Here is a 26,825-nt window from a genome sequence, read left to right as displayed (position 1 = left end):
GAAATGTTCCAGAACGTGGAACTCCCAGCTCTCACCATCCGTATCCCTTGAATATGGATGAGCGCTACAGCTGGCCTTGGCTTCAGGAACAGGTTTCGCAAACCATCGAAATCTGGAAGAACTGCGACTCACAGTCGTCTCCCGGAGTCGTTCTCTATAACGGAAAAGACCAGCAACGCCGGGAAAAGACTTACGATCAGGCCCTGCGGGATGTCGAGAAGGAAGCACGGCTTGCAGCGAAAAATAAGTCCGACCGGGTGACAACGCAAGATCGGGTCACCGCCTCCTTCGCCCGCTTTTCAGCCTCTGCTCTGGGTTTATCGGAAGATGCAATTGATCTCCTCACGAATGACTTTCTGCCGGCAGGCACCACGTTGGCGCGCTGGGCTCGCCAGTTCGATCCAACCTTGAGCATGCCCGGTATTGTTCAGGCCTGCCGGAATGCCTGGACCGCCTGCGGGATGCAGCCTCTGCTCGGAGACCCCATGGAGCTTACTTCCTCCATTCTGGGATACAGCATGCTCTATCCCTACAGTGATAACTATCTCGACCGGGAAGATCTTTCCGCTGCAACTAAGCTCTACTTCAGCCATCGTTTTCTCCAGAGACTACGCGGAGAAGGGATTGCAGCCGAGAATCACCATGAAAGCGCCATCTGGGCGATGGTCGGTCTGATCGAAAGACAGTATCCCCGACTGGAATATCCCCAAGTCTTCGATTGCCTCTATGCAATCCACCGCGCACAAGAAGAGAGCATCGCACAGTTGCGGAGTCAGGAACTTTGTGAAGAAGCAGACATCCTGAAAGTAAGTTGCGCAAAAGGTGGTAGTTCGGTTCTGACCGATGCCTGCCTCTCTCATGGCTGGCTGAGCAAAGAGGAGAGCCGCTTCGCCTTTGAATGGGGAGTGCTCCTGCAATTAGGGGATGACTTACAGGATGTGCAGGAGGACTTACGACGCGGCTCGATAACTCTGTTTACCCGTGCAGTAACCCAGGGGATGCCTCTGGACCAGCTCGTTCACCAGCTTTTGAATTTCAGTCAACAAGTGGGCAACAGGATGGATTGCCTGGCAAACGGTTCAGCAATGCTGAAGGACTTACTGAAGATGAGCTGGCGTTCCCTGATCGTCGGAGCCGTGGCAAACTCCTACCAATTCTGTTCGGAAAGCTTTCTGCAGGAAATAGAGCGGCGCTCGCCCTTCCGTTTCGATTTTCTTCGTGAAAGGAATAAGCGGCTGAGTAAGAAACAAGGGCTCTTCACCGCACTCTTTAATGCCTTTCTCGATGAACCGGAGACAGCTCCGAACTACGCACCTGCTAGGTTAATGGATGGGCCCGAGGAAATAGCGTACTTATAACCCGGGAGTGGTGAGAACCTTGTGTCGTCCCTAACGGGACTCCGAATTTGGTCTCTCTTGTTCCCGGCACTCACGTGCCCGGCTAAAGATTGCAGCGTCCCTGCGGGACTTGATCCGTTTGCCGATGTCAAAGACCCAACCACCTAAAGCTAAAAGAACGAACCCGAGTTCACCTGCACAAGACATCGTCCTTTACATTCCAACTCTGGTGGACTACAGGGGAAGGAGTTCCGAAGGAACGGTACAGCAATAGCCCGGCACGTGAGTGCCGGGAACCGGAGATTCAAGACTCCTGAGTCCCGTTCAGGGACGGCACATCAACCCGGCAACTCGATTCCATGCTTCTTCAATAAGAGCTCAAATTCCTTCATCGAATCGATCTTGGAGTGATGCTGCTTTTGTTCCGCGATATATTTTCGGACGGCAGCAATCTGCGATTGACTGACGCTACAGGCAAAATACCCCTCCTGCCACTCAAACCGTGTCCCCCGGTGCTCATTCATCCAACGGGAGGAATTGGCTTTCAATACCTGGACGGCTTTGGCTATGGAAACAGTCGCCCCTAGATTGAGGAGCACATGAGCATGATCTTCGATTCCGCCAATAGCAACTGCATTCATTCCGTAGTTAGCAGAAATCCCCGCTATATATGCCCATAGTTTCGGTTGAAGTTCTTCCTCGATAACCCTGCGCCGGTTTTTGGTACTGAAAACTATGTGAACGTGATTGCTGACATAGGAGCTGGACATTGTAGTAACTCTTATCCTACCCAGCATTTGTTCATATTGGGATAGAGATTGTACCGTCCCTAACGGGACTCGACATCCTTGACGTTCCAGTTCCCGACACTCACGTGCCGGGCTAAAGAGTTTCTACATTTAGAGAAAGAAAATTAAGAGAAGTGAGAGGGTAAGACGTGTGGCCCAACTTGAGTCGTGGCATTGTGTCAGGGATGGACTTCAGTCCATCCGCCGCAATTTTTGAGGAGTTTGACAGACATTCTCGGTAACAGATGCAGCGTGGAATTGAGAAGGCCGAATAGTTGCAAGGTTCAGTTTGAGAGTATCCTCGACTTGGAAGCAGTGACCCAAACGCGCACACTGGTATAGGTTCAATGCTTTTGTTTTTCCCGTCACATGTGTTACCGAAAATGTCTCCTTTTTCAAAGAAGACTGTTTTCGGCAGGCCTAAAGGCCAGCCCTGACACACAGCAAAAGCCAATTCGCCTCTAAGATTCTGATTTTGTACACGATTTTCGGCTGTCATCGACTAAGAAAATGTAGAAACTCTAGTTCCCGGCACTCACGTGCCGGGCTAAAGATTGTAGCGTCCCTACGGGACTGGATTTGTCACAACCGCAAGAGATACTGCTCACCCGAAACTAAGAAAGAACCCGACTTCACCTGGCATAGGACATCATCCTTTACATCCGGACGCAGGCGGACTACAGGGAAAGGAGTTCCGAAGGAACGACACATTAATAGCCCGGTACGTGAGTGCTGGCCCCCCCGAAAAACGAATCTATACAGACGATACGATCCCATCCGGTGCAGACAGAAGCTTCACACTTACTCCGGCCATTTCAATCGTTGCGCGGAAGACTCCCAAGACCTCTCCGTCGGCCTCGACTGCAATAGGAACCTGGTACTCCATCCCCGCAATAGGCCTGCACTCGATACGAAGGACATCTTCATAGCAGGCCGCGGCCTCTCCGTTGAATCGCCTGTTCCGCTGCCCCGCCCCCAGAAATAACGCCTGAAAAGAGGCCTTCGCCAGCCGCAAACGCGAAACACCCTCAACCGTGGCCAGGCGGAGAAAGGGAAAATCCAAGCCGCCACCCGGCCGCCAGAGATTCAGCTCCGCAACCCGCACAGCAATCATCTCCGAGGCTCGACGCTGTAATATCTCCCCGTCTACCGTCGTAATCTCCAGATCGAAGGGTTGCAGCGGATAAAAGACGAGCAGCTTAAGTCCGGCTGCGAAATAGGCAAACCGTCCGGTTCGAACCTTATCGTTCCGCTGCGTGACCTTCATCATCGCGGCATGCAAGCCCATGCCCGCACTCATTGCGAAGAACCAGGTTTCGGTGCCAGACTCGCTACAGCAGGAGAGCTTGCCCAAAGGAACCGTTCGGGGAACCGACGAAAGCAGCCAGCGCGCTGCCTCCGTAGGCTTTAGAGGAATCTTCAGATTCTGCGCCAGAACGTTCCCTGTCCCTAGAGGAATAATCCCCAAAGGAACATCCATTCCGGCAAGTCCTTGCACGACGTCGAAAACAGTGCCATCGCCTCCGCAGACGATAACGGCATCCAGCCCTCGCTCCGCCGCCCGCCGCGCACTGCCGCCTGCAGCCCGGTTTGGCCCCGTTTCTTGAACCTCTACTTGAACGTTCGCCTCTTCAAAGACGCGAACGACGCTGGGAAGGTCCCATCCGGCACGCGACTTCGATAGAGGATTGGCCAAAAGCAAGATCCGGCGCATCTAGCAATGCTACCCATTTTTTATTGCAGGAAGAAGAATGCGGCATCTTTACGGCCAAGTAAAGCAGAGAAAACCAACCGGCGCTGTTACCGATGTCCGGCGCTGTGGGAGGTTGCCGTCTCAATCGGGGCATAAAGAACAGCACGATTCCGCCCCGTTTTCTTCGCCGTATAGAGCGCCTGATCGGCACGGGAGAGCGCAGCATCGACCGTCGTTTCACCGGGAAGAACCTCCGCAACCCCGATACTGATGGTAATTGGAGCCATGAGCCGGTCCATTCTCAGCCCCTCGACGGCGGTCCGTAAGCGGTTGGCCAGAACCAATGCGCTGGAAACGTCTGTATCCGGTAGTAGCAGACCAAATTCCTCGCCACCCAGTCTGGCCACCGTGTCCTGATGGCGGACCCAGGTCCGGCAAAGTTCGGCAAATGCCTGCAAGGCCAGATCGCCTACCTTGTGTCCGTGAGTATCATTGATCCGCTTGAAGAAGTCGATATCCACCATGAAGACAGCCAGCGGACAATGGCAACGCTGAGCCCGCTTTATCTCTGCTGCGGCAACGTTGAAGAATCTGGCACGATTCGGCAAACCGCTCAGAGGGTCGGTATTCGCCATCTTCTCCATGATGGCCTCTACCTCTTTCCGTCGCGTGATATCGACGAAGACAGTCATTAGCGCTTCCGTATCGTCGGCAAGAATGGTCGTTGCTGCAATCAGCACATCCCGAATCGAGCCATCGGGGAAATAGAGCCGCGTCTCAAAACCTGTAACCTGGCCATCGGTATTTACGCGGAGAAGCAGCTTTGTCCATTCTTGAGGATCCAGGCAGTTCTCAAGCCGAAGCGAAGCATCCAGACCAATGCCAAAATACTCTCCCGCTGCATCGTTGAACCGTATAAGCTGGCCGCTCTCCTGATCGGTAAGGATCAAGGGAGCCGGAATGGCTTTGAGCATCCGCTGCAACATGTCGCGACCACGGGAAAGCTTCTCCTTGGCAGCACGCTCTGCTTGTGTTGCCGCCCACTCCATACGCCGCAATCGCTTTCCCTGGCGCAGGACAAGTGCCAGGACAACATTGCTCATCGTCATACCGACCACCAGTCCGAAATTCGCACTCGACCAGGGCCTGGGAGCAAGATAGGAGGCCAAAGTAATCACGCTGCAGCTCATTCCGAAGATCAGCGACAGAACGAAACGTACAGGAATCGCCAGATAGAAAAACGCCGGCAGAATAAAGATCACCAGCAGGGCCAGGTCAGTGTGCGGAGAGACCAGAACGGCACACGCCGGTATTGCCGGGACCATCCACCCCGTGCAAATCGCCAGATATTGGCGGAGGCTCCTAACCTGGGGAAGAAGCAGAATTCCGGCTGCGGAGAGCAGAACCATTAGCCCTCGTGCAGCCATGGCGTACCAGAAGTGCTGCTGGCCGTAGAATCGCCAGTCACTCAGAAGGAAAAGCAGATTGATAAGGATGACAAAACGAAGGCACAAGCCTACCTGACGAACGAACTCGGGCAAGTGATCGGTCAGGAACCGTGCTTCCACCTCTTGCACTTCGAACTCGCCACCAAAAGACAGGCCTGATTGCATAACCACCAAACTTCAATTATAGGGACCGCGCGTCCGCCCTCCCCCTGTTGATGGGATCAAAATACGACGAGTCTTTGGCGTGTTTTGACAGCAGGGTCCCGGGGGATATCCCTCTTCACAACGGGCAATCGAAGGAAGTCATCGGCCAGGGAAGCAGCATACGACGGCAACCGTCGAAGCCTCTTCTTCAGACCAGCGCCACTCTCACCCGGTTCCTGCCCGAGCGTTTTGCGTAATACAAAGCATCGTCGCTGCGTTTCAGCAGGGTTTCCGTTGTATCTCCAGGCTCATGAACGGCAATGCCGATGCTCACTGTCACCTGTATTCCATGCGGCAGGTCTTCTATACCGGCAATCTGTGCGCGTATCCGTTCCGCCACCGCTGTCGCGCCATCGAGAGTCAGGTCGCGCAGCACAATCACGAACTCTTCCCCACCGTAGCGGCAGGCCATGTCGCCAGTGCGGGAGCTGGATTGCAGCATTACCCCCACTTGCCGGATCACCTCATCCCCCACAAGGTGGCCGAAATCATCGTTGATCGCCTTGAAAGAATCGATATCCACCATCAGAAGCGCCAGCGGCTCCCGGAGCTGATCGCTACGCAAAATCTCGTTGGGGATCATTTCATCGAAGGCGCGCCGATTCATCAATCCCGTAAGCCCATCGGTGCATGCCAGCGTCTGCAGATCGTACCGCTGAGCCCAGAAAGCAAGCCACAATACAGACAAGAAGCAGCACAGCCCCATCACGCAATTCAATATGGAAAAGAAGGCCTGAAAGGGATCGGGATTGAGCAGGTCCTGGGTCTGGAGCGAAATCTTCGTACCGACCAGCCTCGAGATGTTCAACAGGTAGTACACGACCAGCATCCAGCCCGCAACCCGCAAGGGCGACCGCAGCACAGGATCTTCGTGTTTGAAGACTACGAAAGCACTGACCAGAACCTGGATGGCAGAAGCGGAAAAACGTACAAAGATGCGCGCTGCCAGATCGGGAAGGAAATAAGTAAAGTAAACGAATCCGGCCAGATTAATCGCCAGAAGAACAATGCTTACCCAGAGGAAGCGCCGGTGCCGGACATTCAGGATCACCGTAATCGACTGATGGAGGCAGACCAGTCCGCCGAGCAACAGCTCATTTGCGACCACTATGGACAGGAAGTCCGGAATCAGATGGCGGCAGAAGAGCAGTATCACCCCGACCAGGCAGGACGAAACCGAAGCAAGCATCCATCTCAGGCCGGGAAATACGGCCCGGCTTCTTGCAATTACGCCACAACCAACCGTAGCCGCGATAAGGCTCAGCATGTATCCGAAAATGACAAGCCGTATCGACATTGTTAGATCTGGAAGCCTCCCCGAGCTTCAAAGACTGCAGAAATTCCCTCAGTCGTCCCAAGGAACAGAAAAGAAAGAGAAAACCACTCAAGAGAATCGCAATGAAAGAGTTTCAAAAAGTCTCACAACTGCTGTAGAGTCTGGTCCCGAGATCAGGCTATTACTTCAAGCTGTGCTACCAACGAAGCGGATACGATTCAGCCCACATTCCATCTGTGGGGAAAACAAACTTGTTCTACGAATGGAATTCCTGGAGCGGGGGTTTTCAAAGAATACATTGATTCTGATCCGGTCAGTAATCAAAAAAAGTAAACTGATTCACTTCTTTAGTTTCTCACATATCCGTGCTGAAACGCATATGACTAAAGATGAAAAGCTCCGCCCCATCGGTACGGGGGACGGCTAGTTAATGCACAAGAGTAATAGTTACGGATGTAACATTCCGAAAAAATCAAGCTATAGCATCTCCGTAGCTGTATCCACCAGCCACGAAGCTTGAAGCCGCTTTCCGCGACAGGAAGCGTCACCTGACCAATCTTTGATCGGACAGGGCAATGCCAAAACCACTCGATGTCCATGCACTCCGATTGGGGCATCAACCTGGGTACGCCGGAAATGTTGCTGTGGACTCTGAAATGATCTGCAAAGAAGCCGTTTCACATTGCTGTAATCTTTGCTCGCATCAACAACTGCAACCAGAGGTGTCGTAGCGCACAAGAAATGATCTGAGAAGAATAAGTACGGGCAGTTCCCTTTCGCTCCAGCGCACGCCGTCTCCACTCGAGAATTAAGTAACAGTTAATAGCACATTACTCATCAAGCAAAAAGATCAAACCAACAGATATCTTCTCCCGGAAGGGAGAACTCGAAAACAGCCAAGGACGAAGCGAAGCGCAAGCGAGCGGAATCATGGGCTACTATCGTAGTCTCCCTACGAGAGAAAGAAAGATTACAACTTCCACCTTTCTCTTATCCCTACTTAGTTAAAGCTTGGCTGGGAAACAATCCGAGAGATGTAGGATCTCCAGACTTCTACAGATACAGCAGGAGTGCTCGACGGAAAGGAATAGGCCCAAGGGGCCGGTGCTAAACGTCAGCCCAGTCCGTCAGGACTGGGTTCTAGAGTTTCTACATTTTCTTAGTCGATGACAGCCGAAAATCGTGTACAAAATCAGAATCTTAGAGGCGAATTGGCTTTTGCTGTGTGTCAGGGCTGGCCTTTAGGCCTGCCGAAAACAGTCTTCTTTGAAAAAGGAGACATTTTCGGTAACACATGTGACGGAAAAACAAAAGCATTGAACCTATACCAGTGTGCGCGTTTGGGTCACTGCTTCCACAAGCGAAGATACTCTCAAACTGAACCTTGCAACTATTCGGCCTTCTCAATTCCACGCTGCATCTGTTACCGAGAATGTCTGTCAAACTCCTCAAAAATTGCGGCGGATGGACTGAAGTCCATCCCTGACACAATGCCACGACTCAAGTTGAGCCACACGTCTTACCCTCTCACTTCTCTTAATTTTCTTTCTCTAAATGTAGAAACTCTAGAGCCCAGTCCGTCAGGACTGGGTTGACAGACAACATATCCGAGCGCCAGCGGCGCGGCACCTAATCTTCTCAAGATCACTCCGTCCGCAAGGCACGCATTGGATCAATGGAGGCAGCTCGTCTTGCGGGAACGAAACAGGCTATCAGCGCGATAACGATCAGCAGTCCACTAACTCCGGCAAGAACCGCAGGGTCGGTTGCGCTAACATGAAAGAGAAGCTTATGCATCAACCGTGTAAGCAGCAGCACCAGCCCCATCCCGATAACAACACCTGCAACAGCGAGCCAGGCACCCCGTCGCAGAACAAGTAACAACATCTCTCGTTTCTGTGCCCCAAGAGCCATGCGGATTCCTATCTCTTGCGTACGTTGCGACACCAGATAGGCCATAACTCCATAAATTCCGACACAGGCCAGCAACAAAGCCATTCCGGCAAAAGCTCCCAAGAGAATCATTACCAGACGGCGGGACGCAATGGAATCGGAGATGATGCTGTCCATCGTCTGGTTCCCTGCTATCACCTGATCAACACTCATCTGACGGCTTGCCAGTCGAATCCCATCGGCAATTGCAGTCAGAGCCCCCTCATACCGTAGAATCATCCCGGAACCGGTACGGGAAAGAATTAGGAAGCTGTCCGGCATCTGCATAGACGGTAAATAAATCTGTGCCCGCAGAGAATGGCCATCATCCAGATCGAGTCCCCACTGCTTCACGTGCGGAACAAGACCGACAATCTCAACACTGACATCGTCCGATCTTTCGCTCAAATGAATCCGCTTCCCGATGGGATCTTGTTCAGCGAAGTACTTCCGGGCAAAGACCTCGTCAATTACGGCTACAAGAGGGGCGCGTTCGTTATCTTGCTGCGTAAAGAAACGGCCTCGCAGCAGAGGAATCTGCATCACCCGCAGATAATCCGGACCCACAATGTAATCGATCGCCCAGTTCATATCTTTATCGCTTGCCGGACGCGCTTGACCTTCCAGCCAGAACAATCGCTCATCGTCGCCCGCCATAGGTAACGCGCCCCACACCGGCGAGACTGCCTTTACGCCGGGAACAGAAGCCAGCCGCTCCACCACATCGCGATAAGCAGCACGGATCTTCTCCGATGAGGCATCTTTCATCGTAGGTGAAAATGAGAAACCAAAGGTCAGCACGTTATGCGGATTGAAACCGGGATCGACACTCCAGAGTGCAACGAAACTTCGAATCATCAATCCTGACCCGACCAGCAGGACCAAGGCTACGGCCATCTCAATGACAACAAAGAGACCTAAGGTACGGTGTTGTGCCTGTACGGCTCCGCGTCCACTTTCCTTGAGCACTCCCTGAGGATCGCGCTGCGAAACCCGTAAAGCCGGAACCAGCCCGAATAGCAAACTCGTCAGCAGAGAAACAGCCATCGTAAATGCCAGCACGCGAAAGTCAACGCCGATCTCCGCAGTACGTGGAAGCGCAGCAGGAAGTATCTTAATCGCCGCATGTGTGCCCCATATCGCAGGCAAGAGACTGATGGCTCCCGCTATCAAACCTAGTAGTAGACTTTCCGTAATCAGCTGCCGGATAACTCGGCCACGACTGGCTCCCAGTGCCGCACGGACGGCAAACTCGCGCCCACGGGATACGGAGCGAGCCAGCAACAGGCTTGCGACATTCACACACGCAATCAAAAGAACAAAGCCTATCGCGCAGAGCAACACCAGAAGGAAGGGGCGCACATCACCCACCATTTGCTCCTTTAGCGGAATGATCTTTGCCTTCGTGCCCTCATTCGCCTCAGGATAGGCTACGGCCAGATCATGCGTAACAGTATCCATATCGGCCTGCGCCTGTTTCAATGTCACTCCAGGACGAAGGCGGGCAATACCGTGAATAGCTAAACCGGCACCACGATCCAGCAGCAGAGGGTTATTCCATTGGCGTATCGGAACATATACATCCTGTTCACTGAAATTCGAAAACTGCAGATGGAAGCTGGAAGGAATCACTCCAACGATGGTGTAGTTCCGGCCATCAAGCGTAACAGGATTCCCCAGGATGGAAGTAGAAGCACTGAACTTCCGTCTCCAAAGGCCTTCGCTGATGAGCGCTACAGGAGCTGCGGCGGGCTGCTCTTCCGACTGCAGAAAGGTACGTCCGAGTATTGGATTGAGTCCTAATACAGTGAAGAAATCCGCTGAAATAAATTGAGCATTTACCTGCTCGGCATCGCCCCTGCCGGTAAGACTGAAAACGTAACCGCGAGCTACGGCCATCGACGAAAAGCTATGATTCTGCCGTTGCCAATCGAGAAAGTTCACATATGGGATGGAGCCATTCGGAAATCCGATCTTGCTCTCATGCAGCGCGACCAATTTGTCTGCCTGAGGAAATGGCAGTGGGTTCAACAAGACTCCATTCACAATAGAAAAAATGGCAGTATTTCCGCCGATACCTAAAGCTAAAGTCAAGATAGCAACAAGCGTGAAGCCCGGATTCTTGATCAGCATCCGCGCGCCAAAACGAATATCCTGCATCGCTGAGGAGAGCCACGGAAGTCCGCGCTGCTGACGGTAGACTTCCTCCACCTGAGCAACACCTCCAAAACTACGCAACGCCTCGGTTCTGGCTTCTTCCGGCGTCATGCCCCGCCGCAAATTGTCTGCAATTGCAAGATCGATATGCGCGCGCAACTCTTCCTCAAGAGCCAGATTCAGCTTCTCGGTTCGGAAGAGTGCCAGACAGCGACTGAATAGAATCCGAAGCCAGTCCATCGTTGCCTCCGTTTGGGGAATGTTCTAGTTTGATGGAGCAAGGAAACGCGTCATGGTTGCCGCAATGCGCTCCCAATTCTTGGTCTCTGCCTCGATCTGCTTTCGTCCGGTACGGCTGAGGGTATAGAACTTGGCACGACGATTGGTTTCGGAAAGTCCCCACTCGGACTTGATCCAGCCACGCTGTTCCAGCCGCAGAAGCGCAGGATAGATCGTGCCTTGATTTAACGCCAGCGTGTTGTCACTCACTTGCTCGATACGTCGGGCAATGCCATAACCATGCAAAGTCCCCATCGACTCTAACGTCTTAAGAACCATCAGATCCAGCGTTCCCTGCAAGACGTCGGATTTGCTCTTGTCCATCTCCTACTCCTGTTGACATTCTGACTATGAACTTGAATAGTCAGAATGTCAACAGGTAGGGATTTTGGAGTTGCCGATAGAGGTATCCGGGTGCCCCACCTTCACGGACGCAAAGCACCCTCAGAGCTTCTATATTTTCAGAGTTAGCTGTCAGGAAGTATCTCTGCAACAATTAAGAATTCGATTAAGTCATGGAAGTCTGCCGACGCTATTCAAAAGGCATCCTGGAGGGATGCCACGACAATAGCCCCGGGCGTAGCGAAGCGAAACCCGGGGGACTCAGATATAAGCAAGATCTCCGCCCCGTATGGGGCGGAACGAATCTGACTTCACCGGATTGGCCAAGCTTTCGTCCCGCCACCTACCGGGACGGGCAATATTTTGTACGTTACCACGGGTTCCGCTTCGCTCCACCCGTGGCTATTATCGGCTGCTCCCTCCGGGAGAGAAACCAACTTGTGAAACGTGATTGACTTCGCGCTCTAACATAAGCCACCGGCTCATCTCCGGGATAATTTCTCGTTACTATCACTCTGACTATTTTTCAAAGAATAGAAACTTCACGTCCGACGGCTAGGCGAATTGATAACTAAAAGCAGTCAGCCAGTTATGCATTCGGATATTTAGGCCGCCGCCATCGAAGATGTACTGTTCGCCGAAGTTATCGCGGATATTCCCGCCGCCGTGTCCATTGATTACATCGCCGTAATTCAAAACGAAGCCCGGCGTAACAGGCTTCGGTAAGGTAATCATGATCTCATTCGGGCCGATGATTCGTACCTGCCTATCGATATTCAGCGGATTCCCACCCGCATCCTGTACGGTGAATCCATACGACGGCTTGATAGGACAGGTTGTCGTGGTCGTCATCCCATCTGCCACCAGCTTTGCGGAGTTGCACATATTGCAGCGAATGATTATCGTCCTGCCATTCGAAGAGATTTGCGCAGGAGAAAGCGGCAACCAAGGCTCACGGTTGATGACCAGCCGCTTATATGCCGAACCGAAGTAAGCACCCATCACCTTATAGGAGAGTGCCGACAGGTGGACCTCGTCATTCCAGGGAGGGCCATCGGTTTGAAAAGGATAAGCAGGAGTAGCGATATGTACGTTGCTGAGCTTCTTTGCAAGCTCATATTGCGCAGCAGCAATTCCAAAGCATCCAACTTGGGCCGTCTGATACATCAGAAACTGCACCGGCTTCCGCTGCTTGGTAATAGCGACAATATCGTTGTTCAGATCTTCAAACAGTTTCTGCAATGTGGCTTGGTAATGTGTCGGCGGAGTGATGCTATCGGCCTCGCCTTGCATCCACATCAGAGCCGGAACTCCACAGCTAAGTCTCTTTTCTCTGGACAGCCGCATTGCCTGCCGCACCTCGTAGATAAGGCGCTGATACGGTCCCGATTCTTTCGTGAGCAATTCAAGCGGCCAGCCACCATGTCCAGGACAAGAGCCAAGCAGACGATAGCAGATATTCTCAGTCGTCAATCCGTCCTGCGACTGCATCAGTTCCTTGATAGATTCAAAGGTGCCGGAAAGCGGAGTCTCCCCAGGATCGGCGATACCTAGCAGATCGAAATCGAAACCGGCTTGCGAGTCTCGCTCTACAAGCGGCACAAGTGAGGCATAATCGCGGCGCACATCTCTGCTGTAAGCCTGCGCAAGAGGCCCACCCGCAAACATCAAAGAATCGAAGCGCTGTCTGGTCGAGAGAACAGGAACCCCCCGCTCTCCCATCGACAAACTCTGTCCATAGGCGGGAACGAAGCACAAATCGTAATCGTAGGCTCGGTCTTTATGAAGAAGCTTTCCCTGATCGGCAGGCCGGGTCGCACTTCTGAGCGCTCCACCGCAGATAAGATATCGACTGGCACAAGCTACTGCAGCACAAATACTACTGGTTCTCAGAAAGCTGCGTCGATCCACTACTACGGCACCCGTTTCCTTCTCACCACAACAGGAACGGGATCACGGGCATTATCACTGAAGATAGAACTTTGCCCAATCTCGAATAGGGATCTGCGAACCCTTGAGTTGTGGGTAGAAATTCGAGAATACGACACCCGGATTGTGACGGATGTGATCCTGCCCACAAAAGAAGCTCGTTAAACCTATCTAGAGATCCAGAATATGATACGACTTCAGGTTAGTCAGGATTGGGCATATGTGCATCGTCGATGACCAGTACGTCTACCATGGCTTTGACTGGTATCAGCTTCAGCCCCAGTTGCTCCTGAAGTGCCGTAAAGAGAGATGCCGTAGAGGTATCTGCCGCATCCGTCTGTGACGGCGAAGCTGACAACTCATTCCCCGGGGTCGAAATTATCTCAAAATCGTAATGCCCGGTGAGTCCGGTCTTATCCAGCACAACTTGCTTCACTCTGGTCTGAAGATGAGAGATCAGCGCCGATATTAGAACATTAGTGCCTTTCATTCGTCCATCTATATGGAGCACGAGCGATCCAGGGGCATTGTCTTCAGGATGAAGCTTGAGCTTTGTTCCGCTTTTCGCAGGGATAAGCTCATAGACGGAATTTTTCCTTTGCTCGCAATGGAAGGTGAGCCCAAAACGATCCTTCAGGATTGAGCGTAACATCATGTTACGCTCATCCTGGCTCAGTGCCTTCACACGCGCCACTTCCGACTCGGTGATCTTGGCTCGAATCTCAAACATGGTAGATTCAACCCACTTGGGGCCGCACGAAATAAGCTGAAGGTTAGTTCCATAGGCTCTATGGATCAGATACTGCAGCGACGAGCCGCTGATCCGAATGCCATCCGGATCGAGAGAAAATGAGGTTGAAGTTAGCGGGTGGGTAACTTCCTTGACCGATACCACGTCGAATTTCGGCATCTTGCCGGAATCCGACATTGAAACCGGGGTGCTATAGCACTTGGACGACACGTCCTCCGCAAAGCTCCTCGTCGCTGTCGAAGCAACACTCAGGAACGAAGCAAACGCAAGAACTGGAATAAGAGTCCGGTTCACCTTCAGAAAACTCCTGTCACACTCAAACAACATCACACTATCACCTCGTCAGAGAGCGCCCTATTCCAGCACCTAGTTTGAACGTGGTACAGATGCATCATCTATCACGAGCGCATCAGTCATTCCTTTAGACCGCACCAATTTTAGTCCTAACTGCTCTTGAATAGCCGTGAAAATGGAGGGTCCGGAATCTTCCAACTTACCAGTCTGACGAAACGGCTCGTTTGATGACTGAGTACTCGCACCGGTAGTTTCGTCGGAGGTCCAACTAAGATCGAAATCGTAGTTGGCAGTAAGTCCCGTCTTATCGATTACAGTTTGATGAAGCATGGATTGAAGGTGGTTGACGATCACAGGAATCATGACATTGACCCCCTTTATCCGTCTCGATGGATAGACCATCAACTCACCGGGAATATTCCAATTACCTCCGGCTTGGCCTTTGTCTTGTGCCGGATCTGGAGGATGGACCTTTAGTTTGGGTCCGTCCTTGGCAATCACAAGCTCATATACGGGAAGCTTCCTGGGCTCACAGTGGACCTTGAGTCCGAAACGATCTGCTAGAACCGCACGCAGCATGTCCTTACGCTCAGTTCTGTTCATTTTCTTCAGAGCTGCGACATTGGATTCTGCAACCTTCGCTTGAATGCTATAGCGAGCAGAATCGACCCATTTAGGGCCGTCCACAATAAGGTCGTTGTTCACCCCATAAGCAAACCTGACGAAATCCCTCAAGGTGAACCCTTCAAGACGAAGTCCATCCGGATCGATGTCATACGAATATCTGCTTATCTTGGGATCATCTTCTTTAATGGACACGACTTCAAAACCCGGAACCCCATTAGCAGAACTGCTGTAGCAGCTAGGCCTCACCTCTTGCGCTCGACTGCTCGCAATCCCCGCAACGCCTGAGAGCAACAGCGCTATAGCAAAGAAAGAACGATACCGTCCTCGTCTGGACATATTAGAAACACTCGCTTTCTCAGAGGATGGTCTCTGGGCCTTATCACCGTGGGTATCAGATCGGGATGCTGAAGGTTCTATTTGATGGCGGAAATATAACAGCATTTCGGTCATTCAAGCCATTAGTAATGGCCCTGTGTCAGGGCATGGACTTTAGTCGTGCCGATGGTAAAGTCCTTAAGAGTTTTTGGGCTTCAGCCCCTGTGTCTTTTCCTTCGCCGAAAAATGTATGTCGAGAAATGAGTATCGCTTTTCTATCGGCATTTCGGTTAGGGCTTGCCATTACAGGGGCTAAAGCCCAATCCTCTTTCACTGTCTTTGCGGCAGGGCTAAAGCCCATGCCCTGACACAAACTGATATCACATCTTCAAAGCCGTTCCCAAGGCGGTTCCCCCCTCGAAATATAGAAACTTCAACCTTCCTCCTGGAGGGAGGAATCGATACTAGCCCAGGATGAAGCGCAGCGTAAGCAAGCGCAATCCTGGGTTAGTTCGCAATAAAGGAGCCCGTCCCGGAGGGCCGGGGCGACGACTGCTGTATTATTCGCCGCTAATGCAATCTGTCCTTTCTACGCTGCCTCTGAGCAAATCGATGCAAAACGTTCTATGGAGATACCTTGATTTCAATCGGAGCGCGCCAGAAGGTGCTCTTGCCTGTTGTCGGATCAAGTACCGAAACCTGGCAGTCATAAGCCCCAGGGGCCAAAGTTCCCAGATCCACCCCAAAGCTGAACGGAGCAGATTTGAGTTTCGCCGTTCCTGCTGGAGTCACGGCAATCGGTTGCGAACGAAATGCCATCGACTGTCCCTTATAGAGACTTACATAAGTGATCAACGGCTTGCCGTCATCCGGTCCGGATTGATAACCCTGCAGATAGACATAGAGGGTCTTCTTATTATTGAAGACGCGGGTCACGCTAGGGATAAGCTTCTTCCCTTCCGTAACCAGCGGATTCGCAGCCGCCTCTTTTGCCTGATCCTTTGCCTTCATGGCATTGAAGAGAGCATCCTGCAGCGGTACGCGTTGACTACTCAACACAACCGAACTGATCGGAACGTGCTGCTCCTCTTTATTGAGGTTCGGAATCGTGAAGACCGCATCGTAGGTCCCGATGCGCCCGGTCTCATCGTCGCGGGCCAGGAACTTGATCCGGTACTTGCCGGGAAGCAAGGTAAAACCACCATCGTATTCGATGGGAACTCGCGCCAACTCCGCTTCTGTCTTCTCCGTGAGCTTGATATCCATGTGATCGCGGATATTGGTGATCGTGATTCCGCCATAGATATCTTTGATCTCACCGATAAAGTCGAGCAGCGTATGGCTGGCTCCTCCATGCTTTGCCAGAGCCAGCTCACGCCCGGGAATCTTGACGACGATGGGCACAAAATACTCGGCGCTGTTCAGCTGGAAGTAATCCAGTTCCATGGCGATGGTGAGTTCCGTAATCGGATCTTCCAGCATCAAGGCATCTTCCAACTGACGCTCTCTATCAGCCTCGGTGAATTTGCTGAAAACCTTCCCGGCATAGTAGCCCTGCCGGTAATCCATCTTCGCGACATCCGGATGACTGACCGTGAGCTTGATGTGGCGGAAGCGTCCGTCAGGATTGGAGTTCGTCGTGTAGTAGCTCAGGATGTAGTAATCCGAAATAGAGTGCTGTGCCTGAGTAATTCCCCGGGACAGATCATTCGTATCGAGCAGAGCCTTGCCGCCCGTGTCCGCGCCGAGTGCATAGAGAGTGTCTTGCGACTGCTGAAAGTCCGCCGCACGAGCCTGCGCAGCCATCCCCGTATACATGGCGATTCCGCCAGGTGAACCCTTTGTCGCATCGCCCAACGGAGCCTCGGCAACAAGCCCACGAGCATCAATTGGCCAGAAGGAGACCCCGGAACGGATCGCCGCATCTACCGTTGCATGTAATTGGGCCTGGTTATCGATGCCATTGAGGCGCATACCACCGGCAAAATAGATGAGGGCTTTCTTTTCGCTGAGACGGCCGAGCATGTTTGCCGCTGTCTGCAGAGCAGAGAGCTGGCGGTCGGTATTGAAGATGTTGAACTCGGCATCGTCCTGTCCGAAAGCCGCTCCGGTATCGGCTGCACTTTCGTTACTGCTGCCTGTGGCCCACTCCTGATCTTCTCCAATAATCATGGTGGAGAGAATACTCAGCAGCCGATTACGGTCTTCGGTAAAATCCTGCAGCACATCGACGGAGCCGTTGCTGTAACGCATGATCGAGACCAGATCGTCAGCCGTCATCTGCTTGCGGACAAAGCTCTCCGCCGCCCGCAGAGCACGATACTGCTCGGCCTGCCCCATCGCTGACATATCGAAGTACAAGGCCATCAAGCGGCGATTACGATAACGCAACTTTTCCGAGCTCTCCGACGCGATATCGGAACGGCTAAGCTTCTTGAAGATCTGAATCTTCTCTTCTTCGCGAGAAAGTGTTGGCAAAGGAGTCGCCTCAGCAGAAAAGCTCTGATGCTCGCAGAAACGAATCTTCTGCGGAACCCCTTCTTCGGTCAAAGTGAAATCCTTTGCCGTCAAACCCTGGATCGGGTTACCGGCCTTGTCCTTGACCGTAACCGTCTCGATTACGAGTTGAGAACGGACCGAGAGGGTGTACTCGTCTTTACCCGCATCCTTGTTATGCCCAATCACTTGCGCACAGACCAAAGCAGGCGAGACGACCGCAAGCAATAACGAGAGAGTCTTCTTCATTGCCCTAATACCTCAGCCTTGTCGTGATCTGGAGACTACGCATCGGATTCGTTCCCGCAGGAAGTCCAAAGAGCGGATTCGCTAGCGCAGGATTGATCGTAGTGTTGTAACTCGTGAACACTACATGATTCAGCAGGTTTGTTGCATCGATGCGGAAGTCTGCGGTAAGTCGTTGCGTGGGACGGAACGTTCGAGCCAGCGAACTGTTCAACGATAGCTGTTGCGGACCGGTAATCGAATTTCGTCCCGCATTCCCCCACTGCCCTGCCTGCGGCGCAACAAAAGCGTCGGGATTTAGATAATATCCAGGTGGAGCGTGATAAATAGAGGCCGAGGTTCTGTCCGGGCGAAGACTTCCCGTAAAGCCGGTGCCATTCACCGTGGCCAGATATACGGGAGTCTCAGGCAATCCCGATCCTATCGAGAAGGTGTTCAGCACCGTCCATTCCTTATACATACGGCCGAACCAGCCCCCCATCAGCGTACGTCCGCCAATGCCCATCCCTGTGGTGTATTGCAGAGTCGCATTCAGCAAATGCCGCTGATCGAAGGTCGATAAGCCCCGCTCGGCATGCAGGTCGAGCCAGTTCTGCGCCGTCGACAAGGCTTTCTCCGATGCAGTCGTTGCGCCTGCGGCCATCGGGCCCTGCCCTCCAAGAATCGAGTCATCGTCAATCGATTTCGACCAAGTGTATTGTGCCGAAGCTGTCAGTCCGCTGCGCAATCTGCGACGCAATTGAATCGATCCCTCATGCCGCGAGGAGGTTCCTTTAGAGATTTGATAGAGAAAACCCGTCGGGCACTCGGGACAAGGATCGGAGGCTCCTACAGGATAGGTATTGGGCAGAAACTGCTGCACGCCATTCGAACCCTTTACGCCTTGGTAGGTGGCGGTAAGTTGCAAGGCTGCAGGCAGGTCGCGTTGTGCCGAGACGCGCCACACCTGCGCATAGCCCAATCGGAAATCGGGAGCGATCCCGAAGGTATCTGCCGTAGTCGAAGTACAGGCATTCGGCCCATTCTTCAACGACTGCGTACAAAGAGCGTTGCTCACGCTTATGCTCTTCGAAAACGGAGCCTGCTGCGCGAGCTGCAAGGCAATGCTCTGGTACACCGAAGTATCCGCATAGAGGCCGTATCCGCCGCGTATCACCAGGGACGAAGCCGCAATCGGACGCCAGGAGAGCCCAATCCTCGGCTCCACGTGAGTACGATCAGGCCGCATGAGCGCACTAGAAAAGTGCTGTCCGCTAATCGAACCAACCGGATTGCTTGCCACCACGGGACTAACAGAAGCGAACTGCGACGCGACATCCAGATTAACGAGCCGGTCCTTCAGCTCCGTTATCGGAGCACTATATTCCCAGCGGATTCCTATATTAAGAGTGAAGTCGGGATGGACGCGCCAGTCATCCGTAGCATAGAGGTTGTAATTCGATTGGCGCAGATATTTATCGGCATTGCCATAGGTGATCGAAGCAGTATCGGGAACTCCATGCAGAAAATCGGCAAAGTCTGAGCCGAAGGCCTCTCCCGTAAAGGTAAAGCTGCCTCTCGGATTCTCTTGCGAGAAGTAGTTGAACTGCTGCCTGCGGAAGTCGCCTCCAGCCGTAATGTTGTGCTTGCCCAGATACATCTTGACCGCCCCGGCGAATGAGTCTGTCCGATTGCGATTAAAGGCGCTTTGCCCATCGCTAAGCGAACTGATTCCACTCGAAAATACCAGCGTCGGAGGCCCCCAGTTCGCCGGGTCCTGGTTATTCCCCGTCATTCCGGCGTTTCCGGAGATGTTTATCCGGTTGGCGAAGTTTGGATCCATCCTCATGCGCAACCGACTGAAGCTATAACTACTATCGATTGAGAAACTACGATTAAGCTGCCGAGAAAAATTCAGATTCAGATTCACGCCTAAGGCTGCGGTGCGATCGTGAAAGTGGAAGAGATTCGTGTTGTCCGACCGTGAACTCTGAAGTCCGAACGATCCGGAGATAAAACTGCGCTCCCAAAACCCACGACTGACGCGAGCTTGCAAGGCATCTTTATGATCTCCGTTCAGCACTGGGATCTGATAATTGTAGGTGCTATTCCCTGCTACATTCGGAAGCGGATAGAGGGCAAGCAAGGACTGAGCAACAGGATCAACGGTGCTGACGGTAGCTGTCCTCTGCTCAAGAGTCGGAACCAAGCCGCTCTGCGAAAGCGAGTTGCTGTTGCGCGTCCACTCATAGATCAAAAAGAAGTTAGGAGGGCGATGCGCAAAGTGAGGAATCCGGAGCGGGCCTCCGAAACTCGCCACCGCTGTAACCTGGCTGTAACTTGGCTTTTGCGCCTCCAACCCGCTCAAGGAATAAGGGCGAGCATCCAAAGCCGAATTACCGAAGCTCAGTGCCAAGCCTCCGTTATAGATGCTCCGGGAATGACGAGCATTACCAAAGGCCTGTGACTGGGAGAACTGAGAGGTCGCGGCATTGTTGACGCTGCCATTCAGCAACAATCCTTCATCGGAAGAGGATTGCGGCTCCGGAGCTTGAGGCTTCTCGGCGGAAGCCTCGAACTTGCCGGAATCCTTCTTCGCCTTTGCCGGTGCTGCAGCTTGCGCCGGTGTTATTCCAGCCGTGGCAGCAGGTGCTTGAACAGTCGAACTCTTCGCCAGGGCCTCGGTAAGCGGAAGCATCTTCAGCTCCCACTGCACAGGAGCCGCGCTCGGACCGACCGTAATGTTCTGCTCTGCGGGAGCAAAGCAAAGCATCTCGACATCGACCGTCCAGACCCCATCAGCGAGATCCGGAAAGGAGTAGCTTCCCCGGGCATCCGTTACAGTAACGAACTTCTTCTCGCCTTGCGTCGCCGTAATAATGGCTCCAGGCACCGGGAAGTTGTTCGTCACTACCTGCCCGCGATGTTCTGCCCCCTGAGCAAATGCAGCCCAGAGAAGGCTCCCGGCTGCAAAGATCTTCCAGCCCCACCAACTTCGCTTCCAGCTATACAGGTTCAGCATCTTTAATTAGAAGTCGGCCTTTCAATATGATCTGAGACCTATATCCAGGCTACATTCATTGTGTACAACTGCAGCTTGAACTCCCATAGTCTACAGGCCCACCCAAATGCCTTTCTAAAACAACTTTTCCCAGTAATTCATTCAGGCTAACAACAATAAACGTTTACATGCGGAAAATCCAGTTAGGAGTGAGAGTTAGTAAGCGCGGTGTCATCCACACAAAAACGATGGAACCTGTTATCCGATAATCCTCACCAAGCCAAAATCAGGAGAGATAGGACCACACAATAGTCGCAATTGATAACGTTGTCAATGACTTCTTACCCGATTCAAAACGGTTTAAGCATATGCTATCGTTGTCATCGTCACAGGATTTGGAGCCAACTTTCGCAACATAAAGGAAGTCAAGCAATGACAAGCAAGGATTGCGAGCGCGATAGAAGCACTAATCCTCCTCTCTTTGCCTCTCTGGCATTCACAATCTGGGGCCTATGTCTTTCCAATTTGAGCAGTCTCGCTCAAGATGTTGCAACGATATCGCAGTTACCTAAGTTTGAAATTATATCCATTCGCCCGACGCACCCGGGAGAAAGGATCGGGATAGGATTGTCCAACTATGCGGGCGGGCGAATATTCTGCGGCGCCTGCAACCTCCAGTACCTTCTTACAGAGGCCTTCAACGTTCAGGATTTTCAGATCTCCGGAGCTCCGTATTGGATAAAGAGGGACCGATTCAATATTGAGGCCAAGCCTCCCGCTGAAAATGCAGGCAAGTTTACAGTCGCTTCGGAAAAGACGCCCATCAATGAAGAACAGAGGCAAATGCTTGAATCGTTGCTCGTTGAACGCTTCCAACTCAAGTTTCATCGGGAAACCAAAGAAGGCAAGATTTATGTCCTTACAGCGGACAACGAACGACTAAAGCTGCAACCCGCAAAAGAAGATTCGGGGGTTTCGTGGGCGGGAGGAATTGGAGGAGGCTATCCGGACGGGGATGGTCTCGTTGGCACTAACATAACAATGCCGGAATTTGCAGCCCGCCTCAGCAGGTGGCTCGGACGCCCGGTCATCAATCAAACCAGCCTCTCAGGAAAGTATGATTTTCGCGTCGAAGTCGGAGAAAATGACTCCGACACAAACGATGCAATTGTCTCCTCAATCTTTGTGTCCCTCAAAGCTCTCGGTTTCATCATTAAGGAGTCCAAGGGACAGATAGAATCAATCGTCATAGAGCATCTTGAAAAACCATCAGGGAACTAGCGCAATTCCAGCGTAGCTGCACTCTGAAACCCAGCTTTCCGGCAAAGGAAGCGGCACTGCAACAGCCGAGAACTCCACAGATGGTTAGGAGCGAACGGAAGAGAGGAATAGGCCCAAAGGGCCGGTACAAGATGTCAGCCCAGTCCGTCAGGACTGGGGCGACTGGCGGAAACATATCCGAGCGCCAGCGGCGCGGCACCTGATTTCGAACGCAATGAACAGTGGGTCTCGCGCCTCCAGCGCTCATAAATCGTTTTGTATCTCCTACCCAGCCCTAACGGACTGGGCTAATGTTTAGCCATCGGCCATCTAGGCCGATCAGACTGCTTTTCTCTTGAGACAAAGATGATTATGCTTGAGCATCTGGTGATACTTTCCGTTGTTCTCTCAACGCCGAACTTCGCGTGGGGGTCAAACGTCAGAAACAACTTTGCCTCAAACGGAAACTCTTGCAGCCGCTACAGAGACCTCGCTCAATTTCACTGTTGTTTCGGTTAAGCCAGCCGGTAAGGCTATTATGGAAACCGGCGGCGGACTCACCCCAGATGGTTTACATATGACAGAAACGCTCCGCTGGCTTGTAAGCGCAGCATATGGAGTTCGCATGGATTCTGTTATTGGCGGCCCACAGTGGGATGACAATCAGCTGTTCGAAATTAGAGCCAAGGTCGCCGATGCAGATATGCCGACATTACAGGCTCTTGATAAACAGCACCGCATGGCAATGCTTCAAAGTGTCTTAAGAGAAAGATTTGGACTGAAGACACGAAAGAACTACCAGCCGCGTCAGGTCTACGATCTGGTAGTCAGTAAAGACGGACACAAGATGCATCCGTGTAAAGCCGATCTCGTTAATTCCAGTGCGCGTCTTCGAGCCGACGGCAAGCCGCACAGTGGCCTTCAGATGGACGAAGATACGCACCTGACTGCCTATTGTGTCGACATGAATAGGCTGGCAACAATCCTCTCCACTATCGCCTCCAGAAGTACAGGCCGGACTGTAGTCGACAAGACAAATCTTAGCGAATCTTATGACTTCGACTTAACCTGGGCTCCGGAACTGTCGGCAGTGGGCACAACTGGAAACACTGATGCAGATTCACAAAAGGGCACCACAGAAGGCGCGCCGCCACTTCCCATGGCGCTGCAGAAACAACTCGGACTCGAACTTAAATCTGCGAAAGAAGCAGTCGAAGTACTTGTGATCGAATCGGCACATCCTCCTACAGAAGATTAAATACAAAGTTACTACGACAGATCCACGTTGTAATTTCGAATAAATAGAATACTGGTCGATACTGCACCATATGCTTATCCTATCCCCCATTTCTGCAGGAGATTAGATTGAAGGGATCTCCCCTTAGTAGGCAAACCTACACGCCAGTCATTCCGCAGGCATGCTAACGGTAAAAAAGCCGCCTGACCATAGTTCCTGATTAATTTTCGTTTTATGTATTATAAAGTCGTCCTTATGATCGCAGAAGCCAGGCTCAATCTCGAATCGTGCCTTTGCCTGCTCCGCTAAACTCAGCTCGGAGTAAACTCCGAGGATCTTGAGCATGTCATATCCATTTAATTCATACTCATGCTGGAGAATGTAAATCGTCTCACCTGTCAACACTATGTGACCCCTTCGATAAAATCAATTTCAGTATGACCTAGTCCTGCAATAACGTAAATATAAACGAGCCACTATCGTTCTTGTCATCGCTCGCATCGACCACGTCTCTGCGGCATCAGCACCCGGACGATGTCGAGGTGTGATTCGTACAGATTCATCCCATTCGCGTAATTTAATCAGACGACGTGCGGAAACATATCCGAGCGCCAGCGGCGCGGCACCTGATTCGTACGCAATGAACAGTGAGTAGCGCGCCTCCAGCGCTCAAAGATCGTTTGATATCTCCTACCCAGCCCTGACGGACTGGGCTAATATTTAGCCATCGGACTTTCAGCCCGATTAGACCAATTTCCTCTGAGAAGGCACACCACCACTTCCGGCAGCACTGCGGAAACAACTAGGGCTCGAACTTAAATCGGCGCGAGAGGCAGTCGAGGTGCTTGTGATCGAATCAGCACATTTCCCTACAGAAGACTAAGCTGCAAAACCATTACGATAAATTCGCGCTGATGTCCACCTTTACACAGCCTCGACACAAAAACTCAAAACGAGCTGAACATCGGGTATTGCCATCTCGCTTTTCTTAATTCCTCTTCTACATAGAGAAGCCCCAGAAACCTTCCGTAACGATTCGAGATAGGCTAGTCATTCGAACTTGGCTTCTCAATGTGATCGATTACCAACTTGGAACCGGAATATTTGCCCAATTTCAACTCAAGGCCTAAAGGCGCAACGGGCCAATTATGTAATTGGTCGAGACGATCGTGGGAGGGATTATCTATCATCTGCACAGTGAAATCATATCTCCCCGTAAGTCCTGTCCCATCATGAATAGGACGCTCTGGCGAACAAGCCCCTAAGAAGCTTACAAGCTCCTCTATCTTTGCTCCATAAAAATGCCATACCTGTGTGCCCTTGGAGCCCTCGAAAACTCTAACTCCTCCCGTGCGCAGAGGTGCGCCATTCTTGGGTAGAGTGGCACTCGGGCTAAACGTCTTCATCTTTAGTCCCTTTTTCCCAAGCACCAACTTGTAATCCGATAGTTCTGTCGGTTCCTCATGAAGTATGAGCTTGCAGCGCTTCTTGAGCAGATCCTGCATGGCTGAACGGAGAAGTTCATGGTGAATGCTTTGATTGCGCCAAGGACCTAGATCAGCCTGTGAAACGCGGGCGTTTATGACAAACCACTCCGCAGGAATTTCGCGAAACCACTTTGGCGCGTTGACTAGAGGGATGCTATTCCAGGCGGATTGATCGACTGGAGAATAAGCAATCATCAGCATCTGCCAAACAGTCAGAGTCGATACAAATCCAGTAGGAGTGGGATCCACATTCCCCAGAGAGGGAGCAGCATTATCGTATGGGGATACGCCTTGCTTAACGGGACGAATGGAAATTACTTCGAACTTTACATCCTTCTTGTACCCGGCGTTACTGCCGGATTTGTCCCGATGATCGGCATTACCTGCTTGCGCTACTGCCTGAACTCCAGGCAATATGAAAGCGGCCATCAGACTCAAAGAGACACACCGTAATGCTCTGCTGAACACGTGCACGATCTTGCTGTTCCTTCCGTTCAGGAAACTCCACGATCTAGCTAATACGTCTTTATAGCCGGAATGCAACTTATTATTCTTAACAAGTCCCGGCCATCTCCCTTCCCATGATTTGAGTTCACAGGAAGCAGTCAAATACACAGACGCGATAAGTAAACCTCTGGCATTGTCACTCGCTAATCGAGCTTTCAAATTTACACGTATACACTTATGTGTACATAATCGATGCCAGTTTTATACTCTATGCCAAGGAATATGTCTAGAGAGGGTCTTATTGCAATTTAATCTGCTGACGGCAATTCCATATGATCGACAACCAAGGTTTTAAGTGGCCCTTTCGATGGAATCAGTTTCAGGCCGAGTTGGTCTTCCACTGCCGTAAAGACAGACGAACCATGATCCTTTTCGTCCCCGCTCGCATCGGCCACGTCTGCTGAGCTTTGAGAGCTCCACTTCAGACAAAAGTCGTACTTTCCTTTTAACTCGGTCTTGTCGATCACCTCTCTACCGACCGCTCCTGCAAGCGGAGTGACCAGGAATGAAATAGGAACGGCGCGAGCAAAGAGTTCACCATCGCTTATCATCAGCGAATCGGAAGAAACTCCGCGTTTCTCAAGGATACGGTCAAACTCCGATTGCTTCCCTTCCAGAACTCTCTGCCCATCTTTTGCGAGCACCAACTCATAAACCGGCAGTATCTTGGTTTCGAAATGAACCTTAAGTTTGAATCTCTCTTCCAAAATCGCAATGAGCATCGCATCGCGCTGCTCACTGCTGAGGACACCCAAGCCACCAGGTCCCGGATTCAGTATCTTCGCCGTAAGGTCAAATGCCTTACCCTTCAAGACCGAGGGAATGCCGGATATGAGCTCGGGTCGTAAATTGAAGGCATTTGACAAGAGAGTGTCTACTCGAACGTTGGTTCCTTTAAATTCATGGTCGTCCCAACCTATGCTCATATTTCCGCTCATCGAGTTGTTCTGTTTGATCGAGACAACATCGTAGCGTAGAGCAGGGGTCGAAGACTTTGCAGTTTGTGCTTCCACCTCGATGCTGAGACAAAGAATTGAAGGAATTGCGATTAATAACAACGAGAACCATTTCGAGAGCACTCTCATCAACTTCATTCTCCAGAAAGAGATTTTACGATGTGACCGGTGAACCGCTGCCCCTGCCTAAAGCGGAACCAGGGTTACTGTGTCCGATCCTCCGTGGCTTGCGGATACAGCTACCCTGATTCCGCTCTAGAACGCTGACCCATAATCTCATAATT

At 51.9% G+C, this 26,825-nt stretch carries 17 protein-coding genes and 1 pseudogene; 4 read left to right on the top strand and 14 right to left on the bottom strand.

The window, feature by feature from the left end; all coding sequences use genetic code 11:
- The first annotated feature begins 53 nt into the window (after nt 1-53).
- Nucleotides 54-1,358 (top strand): hypothetical protein, encoded by a 1,305-nt coding sequence (locus AC6I7T_RS26975; protein WP_497790906.1) that lies wholly within the window; start codon nt 54-56, stop codon nt 1,356-1,358.
- 317 nt (nt 1,359-1,675) lie between these two features.
- On the opposite strand, the gene tnpA is transcribed toward AC6I7T_RS26975, so the two are convergent.
- The 11 genes from tnpA to AC6I7T_RS26920 form a co-directional block, all read right to left on the bottom strand.
- The gene (tnpA, locus tag AC6I7T_RS26970; protein ID WP_497790905.1) at nt 1,676-2,107 is read right to left on the bottom strand and encodes an IS200/IS605 family transposase; all 432 of its coding nucleotides are present in this window, start codon (nt 2,105-2,107) and stop codon (nt 1,676-1,678) included.
- A 772-nt stretch (nt 2,108-2,879) separates the two neighbouring features.
- On the bottom strand, nt 2,880-3,839 hold the full coding sequence (locus AC6I7T_RS26965) for a diacylglycerol/lipid kinase family protein (protein ID WP_497790904.1): 960 nt from the start codon (nt 3,837-3,839) through the stop codon (nt 2,880-2,882).
- Between the two features lie 86 nt (nt 3,840-3,925).
- On the bottom strand, nt 3,926-5,431 hold the full coding sequence (locus AC6I7T_RS26960; protein ID WP_497790902.1) for a GGDEF domain-containing protein: 1,506 nt from the start codon (nt 5,429-5,431) through the stop codon (nt 3,926-3,928).
- A gap of 187 nt (nt 5,432-5,618) precedes the next feature.
- Nucleotides 5,619-6,767 carry a GGDEF domain-containing protein gene (locus AC6I7T_RS26955; protein WP_497790901.1) on the bottom strand — a complete coding sequence of 383 codons (1,149 nt, stop codon included), beginning with the start codon at nt 6,765-6,767 and terminating at the stop codon, nt 5,619-5,621.
- Between the two features lie 1,623 nt (nt 6,768-8,390).
- The gene (locus AC6I7T_RS26950; protein ID WP_497790900.1) at nt 8,391-11,075 is read right to left on the bottom strand and encodes an ABC transporter permease; all 2,685 of its coding nucleotides are present in this window, start codon (nt 11,073-11,075) and stop codon (nt 8,391-8,393) included.
- Between the two features lie 24 nt (nt 11,076-11,099).
- Nucleotides 11,100-11,438 (bottom strand): PadR family transcriptional regulator, encoded by a 339-nt coding sequence (locus AC6I7T_RS26945; protein ID WP_497790899.1) that lies wholly within the window; start codon nt 11,436-11,438, stop codon nt 11,100-11,102.
- Nucleotides 11,439-12,011: 573 nt separating this feature from the next.
- Nucleotides 12,012-13,367, bottom strand: coding sequence for a sialate O-acetylesterase (locus tag AC6I7T_RS26940; RefSeq protein WP_497790898.1), 1,356 nt, complete (start codon nt 13,365-13,367; stop codon nt 12,012-12,014).
- A 220-nt stretch (nt 13,368-13,587) separates the two neighbouring features.
- Nucleotides 13,588-14,430, bottom strand: coding sequence for a TIGR03435 family protein (locus AC6I7T_RS26935; protein ID WP_497790897.1), 843 nt, complete (start codon nt 14,428-14,430; stop codon nt 13,588-13,590).
- Between the two features lie 72 nt (nt 14,431-14,502).
- Complete coding sequence (locus AC6I7T_RS26930; RefSeq protein WP_497790896.1) at nt 14,503-15,393, bottom strand: TIGR03435 family protein; 891 nt, start codon at nt 15,391-15,393, stop codon at nt 14,503-14,505.
- Nucleotides 15,394-15,996: 603 nt separating this feature from the next.
- Entirely contained in the window at nt 15,997-18,117 is a 2,121-nt protein-coding gene (locus AC6I7T_RS26925) for a VWA domain-containing protein (protein ID WP_497790895.1), read from the bottom strand.
- 4 nt (nt 18,118-18,121) lie between these two features.
- On the bottom strand, nt 18,122-21,115 hold the full coding sequence (locus tag AC6I7T_RS26920; RefSeq protein ID WP_497790894.1) for a TonB-dependent receptor: 2,994 nt from the start codon (nt 21,113-21,115) through the stop codon (nt 18,122-18,124).
- Between the two features lie 411 nt (nt 21,116-21,526).
- On the opposite strand from AC6I7T_RS26920, the gene AC6I7T_RS26915 reads away from it, so the two are divergent.
- Nucleotides 21,527-22,375 carry a TIGR03435 family protein gene (locus AC6I7T_RS26915; protein ID WP_497790893.1) on the top strand — a complete coding sequence of 283 codons (849 nt, stop codon included), beginning with the start codon at nt 21,527-21,529 and terminating at the stop codon, nt 22,373-22,375.
- Nucleotides 22,376-22,805: 430 nt separating this feature from the next.
- Nucleotides 22,806-23,612: a TIGR03435 family protein gene (locus tag AC6I7T_RS26910; protein ID WP_497790892.1), complete on the top strand. Its 807-nt coding sequence runs from the start codon at nt 22,806-22,808 to the stop codon at nt 23,610-23,612.
- 147 nt (nt 23,613-23,759) lie between these two features.
- Here AC6I7T_RS26910 and AC6I7T_RS26905 read toward each other — a convergent pair whose 3' ends face one another.
- A complete protein-coding gene (locus tag AC6I7T_RS26905) occupies nt 23,760-23,996 on the bottom strand; it encodes a DUF7336 domain-containing protein (protein WP_497790891.1) in 237 nt (78 codons plus the stop codon).
- Nucleotides 23,997-24,372: 376 nt separating this feature from the next.
- Between AC6I7T_RS26905 and AC6I7T_RS26900 the strand changes: the two are divergent.
- Nucleotides 24,373-24,474 (top strand): annotated as a pseudogene (locus AC6I7T_RS26900) (DUF3738 domain-containing protein); the annotation flags it as partial.
- 163 nt (nt 24,475-24,637) lie between these two features.
- On the opposite strand, the gene AC6I7T_RS26895 reads toward AC6I7T_RS26900, so the two are convergent.
- Nucleotides 24,638-25,507 carry a TIGR03435 family protein gene (locus tag AC6I7T_RS26895; protein ID WP_497790890.1) on the bottom strand — a complete coding sequence of 290 codons (870 nt, stop codon included), beginning with the start codon at nt 25,505-25,507 and terminating at the stop codon, nt 24,638-24,640.
- A 326-nt stretch (nt 25,508-25,833) separates the two neighbouring features.
- A complete protein-coding gene (locus AC6I7T_RS26890) occupies nt 25,834-26,670 on the bottom strand; it encodes a TIGR03435 family protein (protein ID WP_497790889.1) in 837 nt (278 codons plus the stop codon).
- Nucleotides 26,671-26,825: the final 155 nt, after the last annotated feature.

Source organism: Humiphilus diazotrophicus, from assembly GCF_059726315.1.
The sequence above is the reverse complement of the archived record's forward strand: the minus strand, read 5'-3'. Positions and strand labels throughout refer to the sequence as shown.